Genomic DNA, 18,708 nt, shown 5'->3' on the forward strand with positions numbered 1-18,708 from the left:
GCTCCACCGCTCCGGCGAACGCCATCGCGGCGGAACCTCCGCGTCCCGGTCCCGCCCGCACACCGTCCCAAGACCGACTCCTCCGAGTTCGACGACGGGAGTCCAGGGAGGTGACACCGCTGCAGCACTCCAGCGGGCACGGCCCGCATCCCGCGTCGGTCGTGACGAATGCGACGCTGAAACCACGCTTTCGAGGATGCGTTCCCCCGGGGCCGACGAGCGGAGAGCGCTCCGGCACGACAAGCGGGCCGACCGACGGCACCGACGGCGCCGCCTCGTCGCTGTCCGCGGGTCGATGCCCGCCCGACCCCCGAGGGCCCGGTACCGGGCCCCGAGCCATCGGGGCTCCTCCGGAACAGCCCGACACCGCCCCTTGAACCGCATCAGGAAGAGCCACGGATGGCGTTCACCCACCGGCAGGACGACGAGGCAGGCGGCAGGGCGGACAGCCGGGCCGCCGACGCGCTCCTGGCCCGCGTGGCACGGGCCAGCGCCGGGCGCACCACGGGGATCCTCGTGTGCTCGGCCGGAGCGGCCGCGGCCTCCCTCGCCGTTCCCGCCGTGCTCGGCACCACCCTGGACCTGCTGCTGGACCGGGCGCCCGGCGCGGGACCCATGCTGGCCGCCGCGGCGGCGCTCGCCGCGGCCGAGGTCGTACTCGGCGCCTGCACCGCCCTGCTGTCGGGGACGGTGGGCGCCCGGTCCACCGCCCTGCTCCGCCGCAGGGCGGTCGACGGGCTGCTCGGCACCTCCCCCTCCGAGGCCGCACGGCACTCCCCCGGCGAGGTGGCCACCCGCCTGTCGGCGAACGCCGCCGAGGCCGGGGCGGCCCCCGCGGCGGCGGCCCAGGTGGCCGCCGCGGCGCTGGCCCCGGTGGGGGCGCTGGCCGCCCTGGTCCTCATCGACCCGTGGACGGCGCTGGCGTTCACCGCGGGGCTGCCCCTGCTGGTGCTGCTCCTGCGGTCGTTCGCCCGCCGGTCCACCGAGAGCGTCGGCCGCTACCTGCGCGTGCAGGCCGCCATCGCCTCCCGGCTCACCGACGCGCTCGGCGGCGCCCGCGCCATCGCCGCCTCCGCCACGGTGGACGCCGAGCGCGACCGCGTCCTCCGGCCGCTCGGCGCGCTGAGCACGGCGGGGCGGGGCATGTGGACGGTGCACGGCTCCGCGATGGCGCGCAGCGGCGTCCTGATGCCCCTGCTGGTCACGGTCGTGCTGGCGGTGGGAGGGCTCGGTCTGGCGGCCGGGCGCCTGAGCGTCGGCGACCTGCTGGCGGTGTCCCGCTACGCGTCCCTGGCCGCGGGGCTGGGGGCGGTGGCCGAGCCGCTGGGGGCGCTCGTGCGCGGGCGGACGGCGGCACGCCGCGTGGACTCCGTGGTGCGCGCGCCGTCGCTGCTCTACGGGCGGTCGGAGCTGCCGGCGGACGGCCCCGGAACACTTGAGCTGCGCGGCGTGCAGGTTCGGCGCGGCGAGGCCCGGCCGCTGCGCGGGGTGGACCTGCGCGTCCCCGGCGGGCTGACGGCCGCCGTGGTCGGCCGCTCGGGGGCGGGCAAGTCGACGCTGGCGCAGGTGGCGGGGCGCCTGGCCGACCCCGACGAAGGGGAGGTGCTGCTGGACGGCGTGCGCCTCGACCGGCTCACGGAGGCCGGGCTGCGCAGGGAGGTGGGGTACGCATTCGAGCGGCCGCACCTGACCGGGGCGACCGTGGCCGAGGCCGTTGCCGCGGGCGCCGAGGCGGTGTCGGCGGAACGCGTGCGGTGGGCGGCTCGGGCGGCGGGGGCGGACGCCTTCATCCGGACGCTTCCCCAGGGGTATGCGACACCGCTGGACGAGGCCCCGCTTTCGGGCGGGGAGCTCCAGCGGCTGGGGCTGGCGCGGGCCTTCGCCCACGCAGGGCGGCTGCTGATCCTGGACGATGCCACCTCCAGCCTGGACACGGCGACCGAGCGGCAGGTGGACCGTGCGCTGACCCACCGGGTCCGCCCCGGGACCAGGCTGGTGGTCGCGCACCGCCTCTCGTCGGCGGCGCGGGCGGACCTGGTGGTGTGGTTGGAGGAGGGCCGCGTCCGGGGGGTGGGGCCCCACAGGGACCTGTGGCACGACCCGGAGTACCGCGCGGTCTTCGGGCACGCCGATGCTGAAGGGGCGGCCTCGCCCCGCCGCCCCGCTGAGGGGCGGCCGGTGTGACACTGCACGTCTTCGGCAGGAGTGGGGGAACCTCCGTGGGCCGTGACCGCCGTCGCCGAGCGGCCGAACGCCGCCCGCCGGACCCCACCCGCGTCGATCCCGGGGAGAACGCCCCTGCAACCGCGGTCCCAGGGGCGTTCTCCCCGACATCAGCGACACAGGGGCGGGGCGAAGTGACACCGCTCCAGCGGGCGCGGCCGTCGCATGGAGGTCGCACCACTCCAGGACACGTGGCCCACCATGGAGCGGTGCCGGGCCGACTCGGGGCGTGTCCGGCCCGCATGCTCGGGGCCCGGACGGATCGGCAGGAGGTCTCCTTTGCCGCCCGGCCGATGAGGAGCCACTCCGGTCGTCGGGCACGTCCCCGGGGCCTCCCTACGCCCAGGCCCGGACCGACAGCGCGTTCGGAGGCTCAGACGCCTCCTTCGGCGGCTCCGCCGCGACCGGGGGGCCTTCGTGGGGAACCCCGGCGGCGCTCCCGCTTCACGAAGAGTCCATTGCGCTCCTCCGACGGCGTCCGCGGGACCGGGCAGGGCAGGGCGGCCGCACCTCGCTCGTGCTCTGGGACCGGGCCTTCGTCGAAGGGGATCCGATGAACACGGCCGCGACGGCTTCGGACGGTTCTCGGCGGTCGGCGGCCGACCGGGCCGGAGGGCGTTCCGGGGCGCCGCCTCCCACCGGAACGCCGCCCGACGCCGACGGTGCACGGCCCGGCGGGCCGCGGCGCCTGTACCGGGGGACCCTCCGCAGGCTCCTCCCGCACGCGCTGCGCTTCGCCCGGCGCCACAAGGGCGCCCTCCTCGGACTCGCCGCGTGGTCGCTGTTGGAGTCGGTGCAGACCTTCCTCGTCGGCTTCGCCATCGCCTGGTCCCTCGACCGCGGGTTCCTCGCCGGGCGGCCCGCCGAAGGGCTGGGGTGGCTCGCCGTCGCCGCCGCGTCGGTGCTGCTCGCCGGTCCGGTCCTGCGCGGCGTGTTCCGGCGGCTCTCCGGGATCGTCGAACCCTTCCGGGACGGGCTGGTCCGGCGCGCCGCCGACCACGCCCTGCACCGGGCCGTGGCCGACCCGGCCCGCGCGGCCGAGGCCGAGCGCTCCGCCGTCTCCCGCCTCACCCAGCAGACCGAGATCGCCCGGGACGGCTTCGCCGGGCTGGTGCTGACGGTGCGCTCGTTCGCCTTCACCGCCGTCGGCGCCGTCGCGGGGATGGCCGCCCTCGCCCCCGAGCTGCTGCCGGTCGTGCTCCCGCCGATGGGCCTGGGCCTGCTGCTGTTCCTGCTCACCCTGCCCCCCATGGCGGCGGCGCAGCGCCGGTACCTCGACGCGGACGAGGCCTTCACCGACCGCGCCGCCGCCCTGCGCACCGGCCTGCGCGACCTGGTGGCCTGCGGGACGACCCGTGCCGCCGGAGGCGAACTCCACGGCCTCGCCGACGAGGCGGACGCGGCGGCCCGGGTCCTGGCCCGGTGGACGGCGGTGCGCACCCTGGCCCTGGGGGCGGCCGGGCAGCTTCCGGTCGTCGCGCTCCTGGCGGCCGTGCCGTGGCTGCTCGACCGCGGGGTGAGCGCCGGGGCGCTGATGGGGGCGCTGACCTACCTGGTGCAGTCCCTGCTCCCCGCGCTGCGCACCATGATGACGGCGGTGGCGGCGGCCGGAAGCCGCCTGATCGTGGTTCTGGAGCGGTTCGTCCCCCCGGAGGGCCCGGAGGCGGGGAGCGGCGCCGGGCAGAGCGCGGACACCGGCCGGAACGGCGGCGCGGGGGCCTCGGACACACCGCAGGCCGACACGGAGGCGGACCGCCCTCTGGGCCCCTCGGGCGGTGGGCCCCCGCCCGCGGTCCTGTGCCGGGACCTCCGGGTCTCCTACGGTGCCGGGTCGCCGCCGCTCCTGGACGGGTTCGACCTCGCGGTCCGCGCCGGGGAGCACGTCGCGGTGGTCGGCCCCAGCGGCATCGGCAAGTCGACGCTCGCCCATGTGCTGACCGGCCTGCACTCCCCCGACCGGGGCGAGGTGCTCCTGGGCGGGGTCCCGGTGCGCGGACGCGCCTCGCCGCCGGTGGCGCGCGCCCGGGTCCTGCTCCCGCAGCAGGGGTACGTGTTCGCCGGAACCGTCCGGGAGAACCTCGCCCAGCTCGCCCCCGGGGCCGGGGACGCCCGCCTCGCCGAGGCGGTGGCGGCCCTGCGCCTGGGCCCGCTGGTGGACCGCCTCGGCGGTCTGGACGCCGACGTCGCCCCGGCCGCGCTCTCCGCCGGTGAGCGGCAGATGCTCTGCCTCGGCCGGGCCTACGCCTCCCCCGCGCCGCTGCTGATCCTGGACGAGGCCACCTGCCACCTGGACCCCGACACCGAGGCGCACGCCGAGGAGGCCCTGGCCGGGCGGCCGGGAACGACGCTGCTGGTCATCGCGCACCGGCTCTCGTCGGCTCTGCGCGCCGACCGGATCCTGGTCCTGGACGGGAAGGCCGCGGCCCTCGGGACGCACGATGAGCTGCTGAACGTGTCGCCGCTCTACCGCGACCTCGCCGGGTACTGGAGGCACCCGGGCGAAGGGTGACCGCCCACCGGCCGGTCGGTACTCCGGCCGAGGCCGGTGGCCTCCTCCGGCGAGCGGATCCCTATCGTGTTCCTGTCGTGGCAGTGGCGAGTGCGCGGCCGACGTTGGCGTTGCCCGGTCGTCCTCCTGCGCGGATACCATCGCCTGACCCCTGCACGGCGTCCATGGCTGCGCCGCTCGCGCGGCCCCATCGCCGCGAACCTATGCGGGGCCACTCAAGGAGGTAGGGCGGCATGAGCGAGGCGTACTCGCCTATCCCGGAACTGAACCTGCTCAAAGAGCTGGACGACCGGATGGGTCCGGTCTCCTACTCGGAAGGGTTCGAGCTGCGTGAGTACGGCGCAGATGCGGGCCTTCCCACCCTCTCGGGGGACCCGGAGTTCCTGAGCCGCCTCATCCCCTTCGCGCAGGCGAACGGCTCCGGCTCCGACTACGCCCTATGGCGGTGCGACGACCGGACCGATCTCGCCACTCTGCCCGTCGTCCTCATCGGCGACGAAGGGGACCTCTATGTGATCGCGCGAAGCCTGACAGAGCTGTTCCGGCTTCTCGCCCTCGACAGTGAGCCCATGATGGACTTCGGGTTCCTTGCCGCTGAAAGCGTCGAAGAGCACAGTGACGGCCACCATGAGTTCCTGGGCTGGTTGGACCGGAACTTCGGCCTTGGGCCACCGGAGGACGTGCACGCGCTCTGGGCCGAACGAGAAGAGTGTGACGATCGGTTCAGGGCGTGGGCGAGCCGGTTCCTCGATTCGGGCGCTCACCCGTGGTCGAACGGCGGTTCATGATCCTGTGCGGCGTGCCGCCGGTAGCGGCCTGTCGGGGACCGGTCCCGGTGGCGGCGTCGCCACCGGGACCGGTCGAGCCGGCGGGCCGCTTCATCCGCGGGGCAGGACCATGCTCAGCACGGAGGGCAGGCCGGTCCAGTCGCTGGTCACCGTCGTCGCTCCGGCTCCGGCCAGTTCGGCCACGCGGGCGGCGGCCTCGTCCTCGCCCGGGGACACCGGGTCGATCTCCGGGGCCACCGCGTGGGCGCCGGTCATGACCAGCAGGTAGTTGTTCTCCACGTACCACGAGGTGTCGATGCCCCCGCCGACGTAGGCCGACGCGCCGCCGTCGAACACCACGAACCAGGGCCGCAGGCCCACGTCGTCGTAGCGCTCCCTCGGGTCCCCGGCCTCGGCGCCCAGGACCGCCGGGAACGCCGCGGCCCGGCCCGCCTCGCCCGCCTGGGCGAGGTCCCGCAGGTGGCGGGCGTACTCCTCGTCGGTCCACAGGTCGTCGAAGGGGTTCTGCCGCTCGACGGTTCCGGGGATGAGCTCGATGAGGACCTTACCCGCGAGCGCGTCGCGGTCGGCCCAGCCGCCCGCGGCGGCGGCCCCGTCCAGGGTGTCCCGGCCGCCGAGCAGGTCCGCCGGGCGGTAGACGGCGTCGCCGAGGGTCGCGTCGACCAGCGTGTCGAACTCGGCCGGTCCCAGGCCTCCGGCGGCGTGGAAGCCGTCCTTCATCTCGATCTTGAGCACGACGGGCCGGTGGCCGGGCCGCGTCTCGTGCCAGGTGCGGATGTCGGTGAGGCAGGCGCGGAGGTCGCCGTCGCCGCCCTCGCGCAGCCGGTCGGGGTCGGTCGCACCGGCGCAGTTGTTGCTCTGGCCGATGAGGTCGTGGTTGACCCGCCACTTCCCGATGAGTTCGTCGGTCCACACGTCGATCTCCAGCAGCCCGGCACCGGAGTCCAGGGCGTCGGCGAAGGAGGGGAAGGCGGACTTCTCGTAGGCGTTGTGCACGCCGACCGAGGTGGTGGCGGCGATCGATCCGGAGTCGGCGTGGGCGGGCGGTGCGGGGGCCAGGATCAGGCCGAACGCGGCCGCGGCACCGAGGAGCCGCGGAGCGGGGAGGGAGCGGGGCACGGGTCCTCCTGGGGGTGGCCGTGGGGCCGTGGGGAATGTGCGAGTCGGGGTCGGGACGGAGGGGTGGGGGGCGTCGGATGGGGGCGACCGGCGGCCGCGCGGTCGCTCATGCTGCCATCCCCCGGTACTCCGGGAAACCCACGCGTACGTGAACGTCCGCTGAGACTCAAGCGCCCCGGGTCGAGTGGACGCCCCCGTCGACCGCTGGCGTGGTTCCACTCTCGGCGGTCACGGCTGACGTGGGGGCAGGCGGCCGGAGGCGGCGCGACGACAGGGCGCCGGTCGGCGGCGCCGCAGGGGCAAGGCCGCCCCGACGGAGTGACGATCGCTCCGACCTGGTCGGACGAGAGTTCTGCGGACGTGACCGGTCGCCGGGTGGGCAGGTGGTCGCCGAACGGGGCCGCGGAAGCGGCGCGTCCATGAACAGCCGCCTGCCCGGGGCCATGGCGGCCGTGCCGACCCGGGCGGGCGGTGGTCACGCGCCTCAAGGGGACATGAGCGCCCGCAGGAGACGTCGCGGTGGCCGCGCGCCGGGCCGTGGGACGGACGGTCCGGCGCGCGGCCACCTGTGGCCGGGACCGTCCGCCGACGGCCCCGGCGGCCTCTGCCGCGCAGGAAGGACGCGGTCCGGGCGGGCCGCGCCCCGGCCCGGACCGCGTGTTCTCACTCCTCCACGCCGGTGATCTCGTTGGAGGCCTCGGGCAGCTCCGTGACGGCCCGCACCTCCCCGCTCGCGATGTCCACGGCGTAGAGCTTCTTCTCACCGGGCTCGGTCACATACGCGGTGTCCCCGCGCACGAAGAGGGTGGGGCGGGGGTCCTGCCACTCCAGCGGCTCGGTCCACTCCCCGATCACCGGGTGGGAATCGGTCACCTCGGCCGAATCCGGGTCGATGACGTGCAGCGCCCCGTCGGTGCCCAGCACCAGCGCCTCGCCGTCGGGGCCGCGGCCCAGCGACCGGAAGCTGTAGCTGGTGCCCAGGTCGACGAGTTCCAGCCCGCCGTCGGCGGTGTCGGTGATCGTGATGCGCTCGGGGCGCTCCAGCTCGGCGTCGGGGTCGGTCTTGTAGTCGCCCAGGACGTACGGGGAGTCCTCGTGGCCCGCCTGGTTGCCGATGCGGCCGTAGTCGTCGGGGCTGTCGACCTTGGTGAACTCCCCGTCGCGGTAGAGCAGGACCCCGTCCTCGCAGCCGATGAGCACGGCCTCGTCCTTCGCGGTGGCCTCGCCGTGCACCCCGGGGCAGTCGTCCCTGCGCTCGATCTCCTCCCCGTCCGCGTCGAGGGCCAGGGCGCCCGGGCGCTCCTCCTCGTCGCCGTAGGTCACCACCATCTCGCCGTTCTCCAGCACCACGGCGACCCCGTGGTGGGGCTCCTCGGCGGTGTAGGTCTCGGTCTCGGGGAGCCCGTCGCCCAGGTCGGCGGGGTCGAAGGAGGTCACCTCGCCGGTGCCGTCGGAGAACAGCACGGTGCGCCCGGCGTGGCGGACCACGTGGCCGGGCTCCGGCGCCTCGAACTCGTCGTCGGTCAGCTCGGCGCCGACCGCGTCGAGTACGCGGAACCCGCTCGAGGTGGACACGAGCACGTGGCGCCCGTCGCCCGCCGGGTTGAGCCGGTTGAAGCCGTCGAGCTCGATGTCCTCCACGACGTCGAGGCTCTCGCCGTCGATGACGAGGATCCCGCCGTCGTAGGTGGCCACGAGGGCGTCGGTGACCTCGGTCGACGTCGGTTCGGCGCTCTGGCCGCCACCGCCGCAGGCGGTGGCGGCCAGGCCGAGCGCCGCCGCCGCGGACAGCACGGCCGCCGGTCGGCCGCGGCGGGAGGGATGGAAGGTGCGGGGATGCTTTCTCACGGTGCCTCATCCGTTTCTCTGAGGGTGGTGCGCTGGGCTGGGGGGGAAATCGTGGGGCCCGTAGGCGGGCGGGGCGGCCGCCTACTCGGCGAGCGCGTCCGCGATGGCCCCGGTGTTGTACCGGGCCATGTCCAGGTAGGTGGGGGCGTCCCCGTCCTCGCCGGTCAGGGACTCGGTGAACAGCGGGACGACCTCGATCTCCAGGTCGGCCTCCTCGGCCATCACCCGGGTGAGCCGGTCCGGCTGCGCCGAGTCGGCGAAGACCGCGGGCACCCCGGCCTCGCGGACGGCGTCGGACAGGGACTTCAGGTCCGCGCTGCTGGGCGAGGCCAGGGTGGTGCCGCTGGGCACGACCGCGCCGATGACCTCGAAGCCGTAGCGGTCGGCGAGGTAGCCGAAGACATGGTGGTCGGTGACGAGCCTGCGCCGCTCCTCGGGCAGGGCGCCGAAGCGCTCCTCGGCCTCCTCGTGCAGCGCCTCGACCTCTCCCCGGTAGGCGTCGGCGTTGGCGCGCACGCGCTCCTCATCGACGCCGCCGACCTGCTCCACGACCGCGTCGGCGATGAGGTCCACGGCCTCGCCCGTACGGACCGGGTCGGTCCAGAAGTGGGGGTCGGGCTGTCCGGCCGTCTCGCCCTCGGCGTAGTCGAGGGGGTCGACGCCCGCGGCGACCTCCAGCGCCGGGGCCCCGGCCTGTTCGGCGGCCTCCACGTGGCGCAGCACGCCCTCTTCCAGGCCCAGTCCGTTGTAGACGACGAGTTCGGCCTCCTCCAGCTCCGCGGCCTGCCGCGCGGAGACGCCGAAGGAGTGCGGGTTGGCGTTGGGCTGCATCAGGACGGTGACGTCGGCCTGGTCGCCGACGACGGAGCGGGTGATGTCGCCGAGGATGTTGGTGGTGACGACGATCCCGCTCCGCTCGCCGCCGAAGGCGGCGCACCCGGACAGGGAGGCGGGCAGGAGCAGGGCGAGAGCGGCCACCGCGGGGGCCGCCGCCCGGAGCGGGGCGGGACGGTCGGGGGTGTGCCGCCCGAGGAGCGAGCTGAGGTGCTGAATGGGAAACACGTCGGCGTCTTCCAATGCGTTCGGGGGACCGGGGACGCTGCGTCCCGGTCGGCGTCGAGGGATGTCCGAGGGGGGAGGGGGTTCGGACCGCCGTCCCGGCGGAGGGCTCACGACCCCGTCTCGACCATGAGGTCGGGGCTGAATTCGAGGTCGAAGGTGCGGGCGACGCGCAGGTCGTCGTTGTAGTCGATCTCGTGGACCGCGTCGGCGGCCGGGTCGTTGACGTAGGCGCGGGCGGTGTCGATCCACACCGAGGGCGGCGGGCCGTCCCCTTCGACCGGGTCCATGAGCTCCCTTTCGGCGGTGCGCTCTCCGGTGGCCGGGTCGTAGGCGCGCAGGGTCCCGTCCTCGCCGAGGAGGAGCACGGGCAGGTCCTCCCCCGCCGCGCTCACCGCGACGGCGGGCCCGGAGTCGATGCGGGTCCATTCGGCGGCGCCGACGTCGAACACCCAGGCGCCCTCGCCGTCCGCCGCGAGCCCGGCGACGACAGGCGCCCCGGGGCGGTGGTGGAACGACTCCGCCGGGGGCGCGTCCTCGTCCTCCGGGTAGGGCACCTTCTCCGCGGCGAGCGCGGCTTCGTCCTCGTCGCCGCCGTCCTCCTCGGTCACCACCAGGGCGCCGTCCGAGCAGCCGAGCACGGCGCCGCGCCGGGTCACGGCCTGGCCGGAGGGGTCGGGGCACGTCTCGTCGAGGGTGCCTTCGGGCTCGCCTGCGCGGTCCAGCACCCGCACGGTGTCCCCGTCGGCTCCGGCGGCCAGCAGGCGCCCGGCGTAGGGCACGACGGCGGTGCCGTCCGGCTGCGCGGCCGTCTCGACCTCCCCTTCGTCGAGGGACGCGCGGTCGAGTACCAGGGCGCCGTCGCCGGTGGCCAGCGCCGTGACGGCGGGGTCCCCGGGCGCGCCGAGGGCGCCCCCGGCTTCGGCCTCGCCGACCGTCCCCGGCTCGGCGCGGTAGTAGTGCACGTGGTCGCCGTGGTCGACCGTCCAGGCACCGCTGTCCACGACGGTCACGGCGCCGTCGGCGCCGATGAAGGCGTGGCGCCCGTCGGTGGCGGCCTCGCGGGCGCCCGGGACGGTGCCGAGCGGGCTCACCTCCTCGCTCGCCGGGTCGAGCAGGTGCACGGCGCCGTCCTCGGTGTCGGCCAGGACCAGGCGCCACTGGGGCTCGGCGGTCTCCTCGGCCCCTTCGATGTATCCGTGCGGCTGTGCGGGGGATTCGGCCGGGGTGTCCCCGGCGGCTCCGCCCTCCGTCCCGCATCCGGCGAGCGCCAGGGCGCCCGCCGCGCAGGCCAGGGCGGGAATGGTGCGTCTTCCGATCGTCATCGCAGGTACGCGTGCTCCGTTTCCGGGCTCGTGGCTTCCGGGGGGTCGGACGGGTGCGGGGGGCGGCGGTCCCGCAGGCGCGCCGCCAGGGCGGAGAGGAAGAAGGAGGCCACGGCGGCCGCGGCGATGGTCGCTCCTGCGGCGGTGCCCAGGTGCCAGGACAGGAGCAGCCCCACGGCGGTGGCGGCCGACCCGATCAGGGCGGCGCCGAGCATGATCGAGGGGATGCGGCGGGCCCACAGCGCCATGGCGGCCGGGGGTGCGATCAGCAGGCCGAACACCAGCAGGGTGCCCACCACGTGGAAGGAGGCCGTGATCGCCAGGGTCACCAGGCCGAGCATGGCCAGGTGCGCGCGGCGCGGGTGCAGGCCCAGGGTCTCGGCCTTGCGGGGGTCGAAGGCCAGCGCGACGAACGCCCGGTGGCCCAGCAGGGCCAGGGCCGCCGCGGCGGCGGCCGCGCCCGCCAGGACGGCCAGGTCGACGGGGCGCACGGCCAGCACGTCGCCGAACAGGAAGCCGGTCAGGTCCACGGCGAAGGACTGCGACCGGGAGACGATGATCACGCCGAACGAGAGCATCCCGACGAAGAGCAGCCCGATCGCGGTGTCCTGGGAGAGCCGGGTCCTGCGGGTCACCGCCGTGACGCCGGCCGCCATGGCGGCCGCGCTCAGGGCGGCGCCCAGGAACAGGCTGCCGCCCAGCAGCGAGGCCAGCGCCACCCCGGGGAGCATGCCGTGCGCCATCGCGTCGCCGAGGAAGGCCATGCCGCGCAGCACGACCCAGGTCCCGGCCAGGGCGCAGACGGCCGAGACGAGCACCCCGGCCACCAGTGCGCGGGCGACGAAGGCCACCTCGAAGGGGGCGGTCAGCCATTCCATGGGATGACCGTACACTGATAATGATTTTCATTGTCAATCGGGGAGGTGCCGTGAACCACCGCACACCGACCGCCGTCGCCCTGCACGGCGTGCGCGCCGGCTACGGCCGCACGGCGGTCCTCGAAGGGGTGGACGCCGCCGTCCCGTCCGGCCGCACCACGGCGCTCGTGGGCCCCAACGGGTCGGGGAAGTCGACGCTGCTGGGGGTGCTGGCGGGCGTGCACGCCCCGGACGGCGGGCGGGTCGAGCGCCGCCACCTCCGGCGCCCCGCCCTGGTGGTGCAGCGCAGCGCCGTCTCCGACGCGCTGCCGATCACCGTCCGCGAGGCGGTCGCCATGGGGCGGTGGGAGCACCTGGGACCCTGGCGCAGGCCCGGCGTCCGCGACCGGACCGTCGTGGCGGGGTGCATGGAGCGCCTGGACATCGCCGACCTGGCCGACCGCCCGCTCGGGGCCCTGTCCGGCGGCCAGCGCCAGCGCGTGCTGTTGGCGCAGGGGCTGGCCCAGCAGTCCGACCTGCTCCTCCTGGACGAGCCCGCGACCGGCCTGGACGCGCGGGCCCAGGAGNNGCGTCCTGGAAGAGGTGGCGGCCGAGGGGGTCACCGTGGTGTACGCCACCCACGACCCCGACGCCGCCGGAAGGGCCGACCACCGCCTGCACCTGCGGAACGGACGGATTGCAGCGGCGGCGGAGGGCGCGCCGCCACGACAAGCGGACGCCGCCGTATAGCCGTTTCATTCCGGGAGAGCGACGCCGACGAAACCGGTCGGCACCGGACCCATGTCTGACCGCCCCGGCCATCGGGATGACAGGGAGCGGGCAGCGCCGACAGGGGCAGCGGCCTTACCGCAGCGCCGTCGGCCGCCCGGCGTGTGCATGGCCACCGTGGTGGGCGGCGACGGCACAGCACGTGCCCCACTCACGGGCCCCGGCCGGGCGGCGGGGCTCCAGAGTTCCAGGTAGAGGCGGAGACGGAGTGAGCGGGGCGGCTCCCCGGCCCTGCCTGCCGAGTGGCAGGTTCCTCGCGGTCCGGGACGGCGGCGCGAACGGAGGCGGACGGCCGGGGGTGAGGGCCGTGCGCGCTCTCAATGTCCGTCGCCCAGAGGCCTTCCCGGGCGTCGCTGGGCGCACTTCCCGCCTCGCCCATCCCCAACGCTGAGTATTCGCCCGGTTCACGACCATGCCGCCCCGCTCACTCCGTCGCCGCCCTCCTCGCCACACCCCGGCAGCCCGCCGCCCGGCCGGGGCCCCCAAGCGGGGCACCAGCCCTGCCGTCGCCGCTTCCTCCGATGACCACGAACACGCCGGGCGGCCGACAACACTGCCGGAAGTGCCGCCATCGCCCCTCGTCGCCGTCCCTCCTGGTCTTCGGGGCGCAATGGGGCCCACAGGACCAGTAGGCTCTCCCCTGCGTCGCGCGTCACACGGATGCGTGAAGTGCCGCCCCCCTTCCTGTGAGGAACACCCCACCTGAACCCGCGTTTAGGGGGGTCGGCGAACGTCACCGCCTGTTGGAATACTCAGTGCCCGTCGGGAGATCCACCGCCTCTGACCTGAGGCGGCGTCCCCAGAACCGCGGACCGCACAGTGCGGGCCGGTACGACGACGCACAGCGGCGGCTCCACGCCCGCTCCCCACCGGGCCGCCGTCTCCCGACACCCGTATACGAATCCCCCGCACACAGGTCGGAGTCGACAGTCATGAACCGTGACGGCATCGTTCTCGCGCTGCTCCACGCGGGCCCCGGAAGCTCGGTGCGGCGCGACGACGAGGGGCGCCTGGAAGTGGCGCCCGCCTCGCGCTCCGACGAAGGCGGACAGGTCGTCCTCACCCACGACCAGCTCCTGGAGCGCGGCATGGACGCCCTCCTGGAGCTGGTGGCGTGACCGGTCCCGGCGGCAGGGCCCCTCACCCGGCCCCTCCCGCCAAGGCGGTGTCCCCGGGGTGGACGAGAGCGTCAGCGGCTCCCCTGCCCCGTTCACCCCGTAGGGCGAGTCGGGGTGCGGGTACTCGAACACCGCCAGCGGCATCGGCGGGACGTCGCCGACGGTCGGGACCAGGCAGTCGGTGAACGACGGGGGCGCCCCCGACGCGTCCGATGATCGGGGCACGCATGTCCCACCCCGTTCCGCTGGCCCGCCTGGAGCCCGGCGAATCGCAGGAACGGGGCGGGGAGGCGGCACCCCCGCCTGAGCGGGCCGTCCTGCCCGGCCCCGGAGCGGATTCATCCCGCGGCCAGGGCGTCGATCCCGGCGAGCAGCAGGGCGATGCCGTAGGCGAAGTACGTGTCGGGGTCGGCGCAGGCGCTGATGGGCCCGGCCGCCTCGATGGTGCGCGGGTAGCGGTCGGGCGGCAGGGCCAGCAGGTGGGCGCGGACCTCGCGGGCGCGCCGCTCGTCGGCGCGCCCGGCCTGGGTGCGCGCCAGGGACACCAGGGTCGCGGTGGCGTGCCCGACGACCTGCACCGCCTCCCCCGGGGAGAAGCCCGCTTCGGCCAGCAGCCCCAGCGCCGCCTCCTGGATGAGCAGGCGGTGCCCGCTCAGCTCCCCCGCCCCGGTGAGCAGGTCGGGGGCGGCGGGGTGGCGGCGCAGGACGTCCAGGAACGAGCGCAGCAGGCCCTCCAGGCGGGGCCGCCACGGGGTGCCGTCGGCGGCGGGGAGGCCGACCTCGGCCAGGACGCGGTCGGCCATCCCGTCGAAGAGGGCTTCCTTGGTGCTGAAGTGCCAGTACAACGCCATGGGGGTGACGCCGAGCTCGCGGGCGAGGCGGCGCATGCTCACGGCGGAGAGCCCGTCGGCGTCGGCGATCTCCAGCGCGCGGTCGGCGACCGCTCCGGGGGTCAGCGTGTCCACGGCCCCACTATACGGCGTACAAGGCGTCCTCTACAGTGTCCATGTACGCCGTATAAGACGAGAGGCACGGAGGCTCCGCATGACATCCGAGATCGCGGCCGAGCGCCCCCGGATCCCGGCCGACTACCAGGGGGCCGACCCGGGCTCCGACGCAGGCGCGTCTCTGTTGCCCTGGGAGTGGGCCCACACCCGGCTGGCGGAGGCACGCACGTACTGGGTGGCCACGTCGAGCGCGGGCGGCCGCCCGCTCGCCCGGCCCTTCTGGGGACTGTGGGGCGGGGAGGGCTTCCTCTTCGCGACGCACCCGACCACGCGCACCGCCCGGAACCTGGAGGAGAACCCCAGGATGCAGGTCAACCTTGAGGACGGGGAGCAGGTGGTGGCCGTCGAGGGGCGGGCCGAGCGGATCGGCGAGGGGCCCTACATCGACCGGTGGCTGGAGAAGTACGCGGCGCTCGGGGCGCGCCGCCCCGCCGAGGGCGAGGAGGTCGACCGCGTCGTCTACCGCATGCGGCCGCAGAGGGCGTACGGCTGGACGCTCGCGGCCTTCCCGGGAGACATCACCCGGTGGATCCTCGGCACCGGGGGCGCGGACTGAGGTCCCAGAAGGCGAGCCGCCCGTGGCGTCCCCTGGAGCAGGGGGACATTCCGCGGCCGTAACGACCTGGGGCCCAACCGGGGCGCACGCCCTCCTCCGAGCCCCTCGGCCAGCTGGCGGAGCTGGTAGGAGACCGCCGAGGGGGTGTAGCTCATCGCCTGGGCCGCGGCCGTCACCGTGCCGTACCGGGCGACCATCTGCAGCACCTTGAGCTTCGGGTCGATCACGCGGATATTCTGCACGATCCCGGCCGTATTCGTTCGGTATCCGTTGGACGGTCGAAGCCCAGGACACCGGGGCCGCCCGGGCCACCTCCCCGCGGGCGGTCGCCGCCCGTCTCCGGTGCCGGAGGCGGGTCAGCGGCAGGCGGACGGGCCCGGCGTGGCGCAGTCGGCCAGGCGGCGGACGAGGTCGCGGACCACCGCGCGGTCCTCCGGGGGCAGGCGTTTGGCCTGCAGATAGATCAGGTAGGCGTCGTCGCCCACGTCCTCCCCGTCCTCGGCCTCCAGGTCGAGGAACTGCTGGGCGGCCAGCCTCTTCACCACCACCGGCGGGACCCGCAGGCCCGCCGCGAGCGCCCGCAGGCGCGCGGGGGTCGGCGCGGTCGTATAGCGGCCGTTCACCAGGCCGTTGAGCCACCGGTGGTCGAGCCGCTCCCCGGTCTCGGGGTCGACGGCGCACTCGGCGAGCCGCCGGTAGCTGATCCGGTTGTGGTCGAGGGTGCGGCGAACGAAGTCGGACAGCGGCGAAGTGGGCTTCGTCACGTGCGGCCTCTCCAGGGGAGCGATGGGGCTGGGCCGGGGCGTCCGGTACAGGCGCCCGTCCGAGCACGAAATCATGACAGACCAGGTCCGTACGGGTGCAACCCGGGAATGCCTACCGACTGGTACGCACACCCCGCCGCCCTCGGACCCCGGGCGCAGGCGCCCTCCGCCGATGCGGCGTTCAGGCACCCCGGGGCAGGAAAACCGCAGGTGAGGCGCGCAATGTGCCGACGGTGCGCCCGATGGGCGCCGCGGCCTACGCCGTCCCGCGGCGCCGACAGACTGTCGCGCTGGCGCGGCACGGACGGCACCGCGCACCCCGCCCCCGGGCCGCCGCGGCGGCCCCCTCGCGCGCGACCGCGCGCGGCACCGCCGTCCGCGGATCCGCCGATGCCACGTTCGGTGTTGACGTTTTAGGGAAGGCTTCCCTTATATTGCTCCGGCACGCCCCGTCCCCCCGCCCACCGCGCCCTCCGCGCCCCGGACCGGGCACGAGAGTCAAAGGAGCACCGTGACCGCCGAAAAGGCCGTCGGCCTCCCGCATCCGCCACCGATCCGCGCACCGATCCCTGAGCCCACCCGCGAATCGGTCCATGAGTCCCTGTTCGACTGCATCGGCGACACCCCGGTCGTCGCCCTCCGGCGCCTCTTCCCGGGGCCCGGCCCCGAAGTGCTGGCCAAGCTGGAGCTGATGAACCCCGGCGGCAGCATGAAGGACCGTTCGGCCCGCCACATCGTGGAGGCCGGTCTGGCCGACGGGTCCATCCGGCCCGGCGGCACCGTGGTCGAGAGCAGCTCCGGCAACTTCGGCATCGCCCTGGCGATGGCCGCCCTCGTCCACGGGCTGCGCTTCGTCTGCGTCGTCGACCCCAAGACCACCAGCGCCAACAAGGCCCTGCTGCGCCGCCTGGGCGCCACCGTCGAGACCGTGACCGAACCCGACGAGGCCGGCGGCTACCTGCACACCCGCATCCGCCGCGTCCGCGAGCTGACCGCCGAGATCCCCGGCGCCGTGTGGGTCAACCAGTACGCCAACGACCGCAACTGGCAGGCCTTCTACCACGGCACCGGCGCCGAGCTGGCCCGCCAGCTCGTCCGCCCGCCGTCCTACCTGTTCGCGCCGGTCAGCACCAGCGGCAGCATCCTGGGCTGCGCGCGCCGCCTGCGCGAGACCTTCCCGGACCTGCGCGTGGTCGCGGTGGACGCGGCCGGGTCGGTGATCTTCGGCGGGGCGCCCGCCCCGAGGGAGATCCCCGGCATCGGCTCCAGCCGCGTCCCCGAGCTGCTGCGCCCGGAGGAGATCGACGAGGTCGTGCACGTGGACGACGTGGAGGCCGCCGAGAACTGCCGCGAGCTGCTGGCCGCCGAGGGGGTGTTCGCGGGCGGCTCCAGCGGGGCCGTGGTCGCCGCGATCCGGCGCACGCTGCCCCGCCTCGGCCCCGGCGACCGGGTGCTGGCGATCTTCCCCGACCGCGGCGACCGCTACCTCGACATGGTCTACGACGACGCGTGGCTGGAGAGCATGCGCGCCCGCCGCCGCTCCCCCGCCACGCTCTAGCCCCGGGCGCCGCGCGGTTCCGTCCGTGCCGCGCCCGTGCCATGCCGTGCCCGGGACGGCGACGGCCCGGCGCCCCCGCCTCGACCGACGTACACGCACCACCGATTCCCGCCCCGGCCGGGCGCCGCGCCCGGCCGCTCCCACCACGGAGGACCCATGGACCCGAACGCCGCCCCCGCGGACAAGCCCGAGATCCTGTACCTGAGCCGGGGCGACGTCGCCTCGGTCGGGGGCGACCGCTCCGACCTGTACGTCCGCGCCCTCGACGAGGCGCTGCAGCAGCACGCGCTGGGGCGGACGGTCCAGCCGCTCAAGCCCTACCTGCGCACCCAGGGCAAGGCGGGCCACATCGCCGACCGCATCATCGCCATGCCCGCCCACGTCGGAGACCCGGGGATGTCCGGGCTGAAGTGGATCGGCAGCAAGCACGACAACCCCGCGCGCACCGGCCGGGAGCGCGCCAGCGCGGTGATCGTCCTCAACGACCCGGCCACCAACTACCCGGTCGCGATCATGGAGGGCGGCCTGATCAGCGCGTGGCGCACCGCCGCGGTCACCGCGCTGGCCGCCCGCCACCTGGCCCGGCCCGGCTTCACCGACGTCGCCCTGGTCGGCTGCGGCCTCATCGGGTCGACCCAGATCGCCGCCCTGCTGCAGCAGTTCGGCGGGATCGGGACCGTGCACCTGTACGACACCCGCGCCGAGGCCGCCGAGGCGCTGGCCGCCCGCCTGACCGCCGAGCACCCGAACCTCGGGGTGGTGGTCGCCGACAGCGCCGAGGCGGCGGTGCGCGCCGGGGACGTGGTGGTGCCGTGCACGGTCACCGACAGCCCCTACATCGAGGCCGACTGGCTCAAGCCCGGGTCGTTCCTGGCGAACGTGTCGATCATGGACGTGCACAAGGACGTCTTCCTCGCCGCCGACAAGGTCGTGGTGGACGACTGGGAGCAGAGCAACCGCGAGAAGAAGGTCATCAACCAGCTCGTGCTGGAGGGCCGCTTCTCCCGGGAGGCGCTGCACGCCGAGCTCGGCGAGATCCTGGCCGGGACCCGCCCGGGGCGGGAGGACGACGCCGAGCGCATCGTGCTCAACCCCATGGGCATGGCCGTGGAGGACATCGCCTGCGCCGCCGAGGTGTACCGCCGCGCCGTGGCCGCGGGCGCGGGCACCCGGCTGGACCTGTACTGA

Annotated in this window: 15 protein-coding genes and 1 pseudogene; 8 read left to right on the forward strand and 8 right to left on the reverse strand. The window is 75.2% G+C overall.

Annotated features, from left to right (window positions below):
* Positions 1–399: 399 nt before the first annotated feature.
* The 3 genes from D476_RS0100165 to D476_RS31660 all read left to right on the forward strand — a co-directional run bounded on the left by D476_RS0100165 (position 400) and on the right by D476_RS31660 (position 5,520).
* On the forward strand, positions 400–2,184 hold the full coding sequence (locus D476_RS0100165; protein ID WP_017621963.1) for an ATP-binding cassette domain-containing protein: 1,785 nt from the start codon (positions 400–402) through the stop codon (positions 2,182–2,184).
* Positions 2,185–2,776: 592 nt separating this feature from the next.
* A complete protein-coding gene (locus tag D476_RS0100170) occupies positions 2,777–4,732 on the forward strand; it encodes an ATP-binding cassette domain-containing protein (protein WP_083939355.1) in 1,956 nt (651 codons plus the stop codon).
* A 233-nt stretch (positions 4,733–4,965) separates the two neighbouring features.
* A complete protein-coding gene (locus tag D476_RS31660) occupies positions 4,966–5,520 on the forward strand; it encodes a hypothetical protein (protein ID WP_017621965.1) in 555 nt (184 codons plus the stop codon).
* Positions 5,521–5,610: 90 nt separating this feature from the next.
* Here the strand turns inward: D476_RS31660 and D476_RS0100180 are convergent, their stop codons facing one another.
* From D476_RS0100180 to aztB, 5 genes are all read right to left on the reverse strand, one after another.
* Positions 5,611–6,639 (reverse strand): phosphatidylinositol-specific phospholipase C domain-containing protein, encoded by a 1,029-nt coding sequence (locus D476_RS0100180; protein ID WP_017621966.1) that lies wholly within the window; start codon positions 6,637–6,639, stop codon positions 5,611–5,613.
* Positions 6,640–7,302: 663 nt separating this feature from the next.
* Positions 7,303–8,487, reverse strand: coding sequence for a zinc metallochaperone AztD (gene aztD, locus D476_RS0100185; protein ID WP_026123091.1), 1,185 nt, complete (start codon positions 8,485–8,487; stop codon positions 7,303–7,305).
* Positions 8,488–8,568: 81 nt separating this feature from the next.
* The gene (gene aztC, locus D476_RS0100190; RefSeq protein ID WP_051061539.1) at positions 8,569–9,540 is read right to left on the reverse strand and encodes a zinc ABC transporter substrate-binding protein AztC; all 972 of its coding nucleotides are present in this window, start codon (positions 9,538–9,540) and stop codon (positions 8,569–8,571) included.
* 116 nt (positions 9,541–9,656) lie between these two features.
* Entirely contained in the window at positions 9,657–10,871 is a 1,215-nt protein-coding gene (locus D476_RS0100195) for a hypothetical protein (protein WP_017621969.1), read from the reverse strand.
* Positions 10,868–11,749: a zinc ABC transporter permease AztB gene (gene aztB / locus D476_RS0100200; RefSeq protein WP_017621970.1), complete on the reverse strand. Its 882-nt coding sequence runs from the start codon at positions 11,747–11,749 to the stop codon at positions 10,868–10,870. Before aztB ends, D476_RS0100195 begins: the two co-directional genes overlap by 4 nt.
* A 20-nt stretch (positions 11,750–11,769) precedes the next feature.
* On the opposite strand from aztB, the pseudogene aztA reads away from it, so the two are divergent.
* Positions 11,770–12,478 (forward strand): annotated as a pseudogene (gene aztA / locus D476_RS31665) (zinc ABC transporter ATP-binding protein AztA).
* A 971-nt stretch (positions 12,479–13,449) separates the two neighbouring features.
* The gene (locus D476_RS0100210) at positions 13,450–13,635 is read left to right on the forward strand and encodes a hypothetical protein (protein ID WP_017621971.1); all 186 of its coding nucleotides are present in this window, start codon (positions 13,450–13,452) and stop codon (positions 13,633–13,635) included.
* Positions 13,636–13,973: 338 nt separating this feature from the next.
* On the opposite strand, the gene D476_RS0100215 is transcribed toward D476_RS0100210, so the two are convergent.
* Entirely contained in the window at positions 13,974–14,600 is a 627-nt protein-coding gene (locus D476_RS0100215) for a TetR/AcrR family transcriptional regulator (protein ID WP_017621972.1), read from the reverse strand.
* Positions 14,601–14,679: 79 nt separating this feature from the next.
* On the opposite strand from D476_RS0100215, the gene D476_RS35370 reads away from it, so the two are divergent.
* A complete protein-coding gene (locus D476_RS35370) occupies positions 14,680–15,198 on the forward strand; it encodes a pyridoxamine 5'-phosphate oxidase family protein (protein ID WP_017621973.1) in 519 nt (172 codons plus the stop codon).
* Here D476_RS35370 and D476_RS40005 read toward each other — a convergent pair.
* Both D476_RS40005 and D476_RS35375 read right to left on the reverse strand, forming a co-directional pair.
* Complete coding sequence (locus D476_RS40005; protein ID WP_394296919.1) at positions 15,102–15,440, reverse strand: LysR family transcriptional regulator; 339 nt, start codon at positions 15,438–15,440, stop codon at positions 15,102–15,104. The two genes, D476_RS35370 and D476_RS40005, sit on opposite strands and share 97 nt — an antisense overlap.
* Before the next feature lie 114 nt (positions 15,441–15,554).
* Entirely contained in the window at positions 15,555–15,962 is a 408-nt protein-coding gene (locus tag D476_RS35375; RefSeq protein ID WP_017621974.1) for a hypothetical protein, read from the reverse strand.
* A 511-nt stretch (positions 15,963–16,473) separates the two neighbouring features.
* Between D476_RS35375 and sbnA the strand changes: the two genes are divergently transcribed.
* Complete coding sequence (gene sbnA / locus D476_RS0100230) at positions 16,474–17,520, forward strand: 2,3-diaminopropionate biosynthesis protein SbnA (RefSeq protein WP_017621975.1); 1,047 nt, start codon at positions 16,474–16,476, stop codon at positions 17,518–17,520.
* A gap of 156 nt (positions 17,521–17,676) precedes the next feature.
* The gene (gene sbnB / locus D476_RS0100235; RefSeq protein ID WP_017621976.1) at positions 17,677–18,708 is read left to right on the forward strand and encodes a 2,3-diaminopropionate biosynthesis protein SbnB; all 1,032 of its coding nucleotides are present in this window, start codon (positions 17,677–17,679) and stop codon (positions 18,706–18,708) included.

Origin of the sequence: Nocardiopsis chromatogenes YIM 90109, from assembly GCF_000341185.1 — a bacterium.
GTDB lineage: Bacteria > Actinomycetota > Actinomycetes > Streptosporangiales > Streptosporangiaceae > Nocardiopsis_A > Nocardiopsis_A chromatogenes.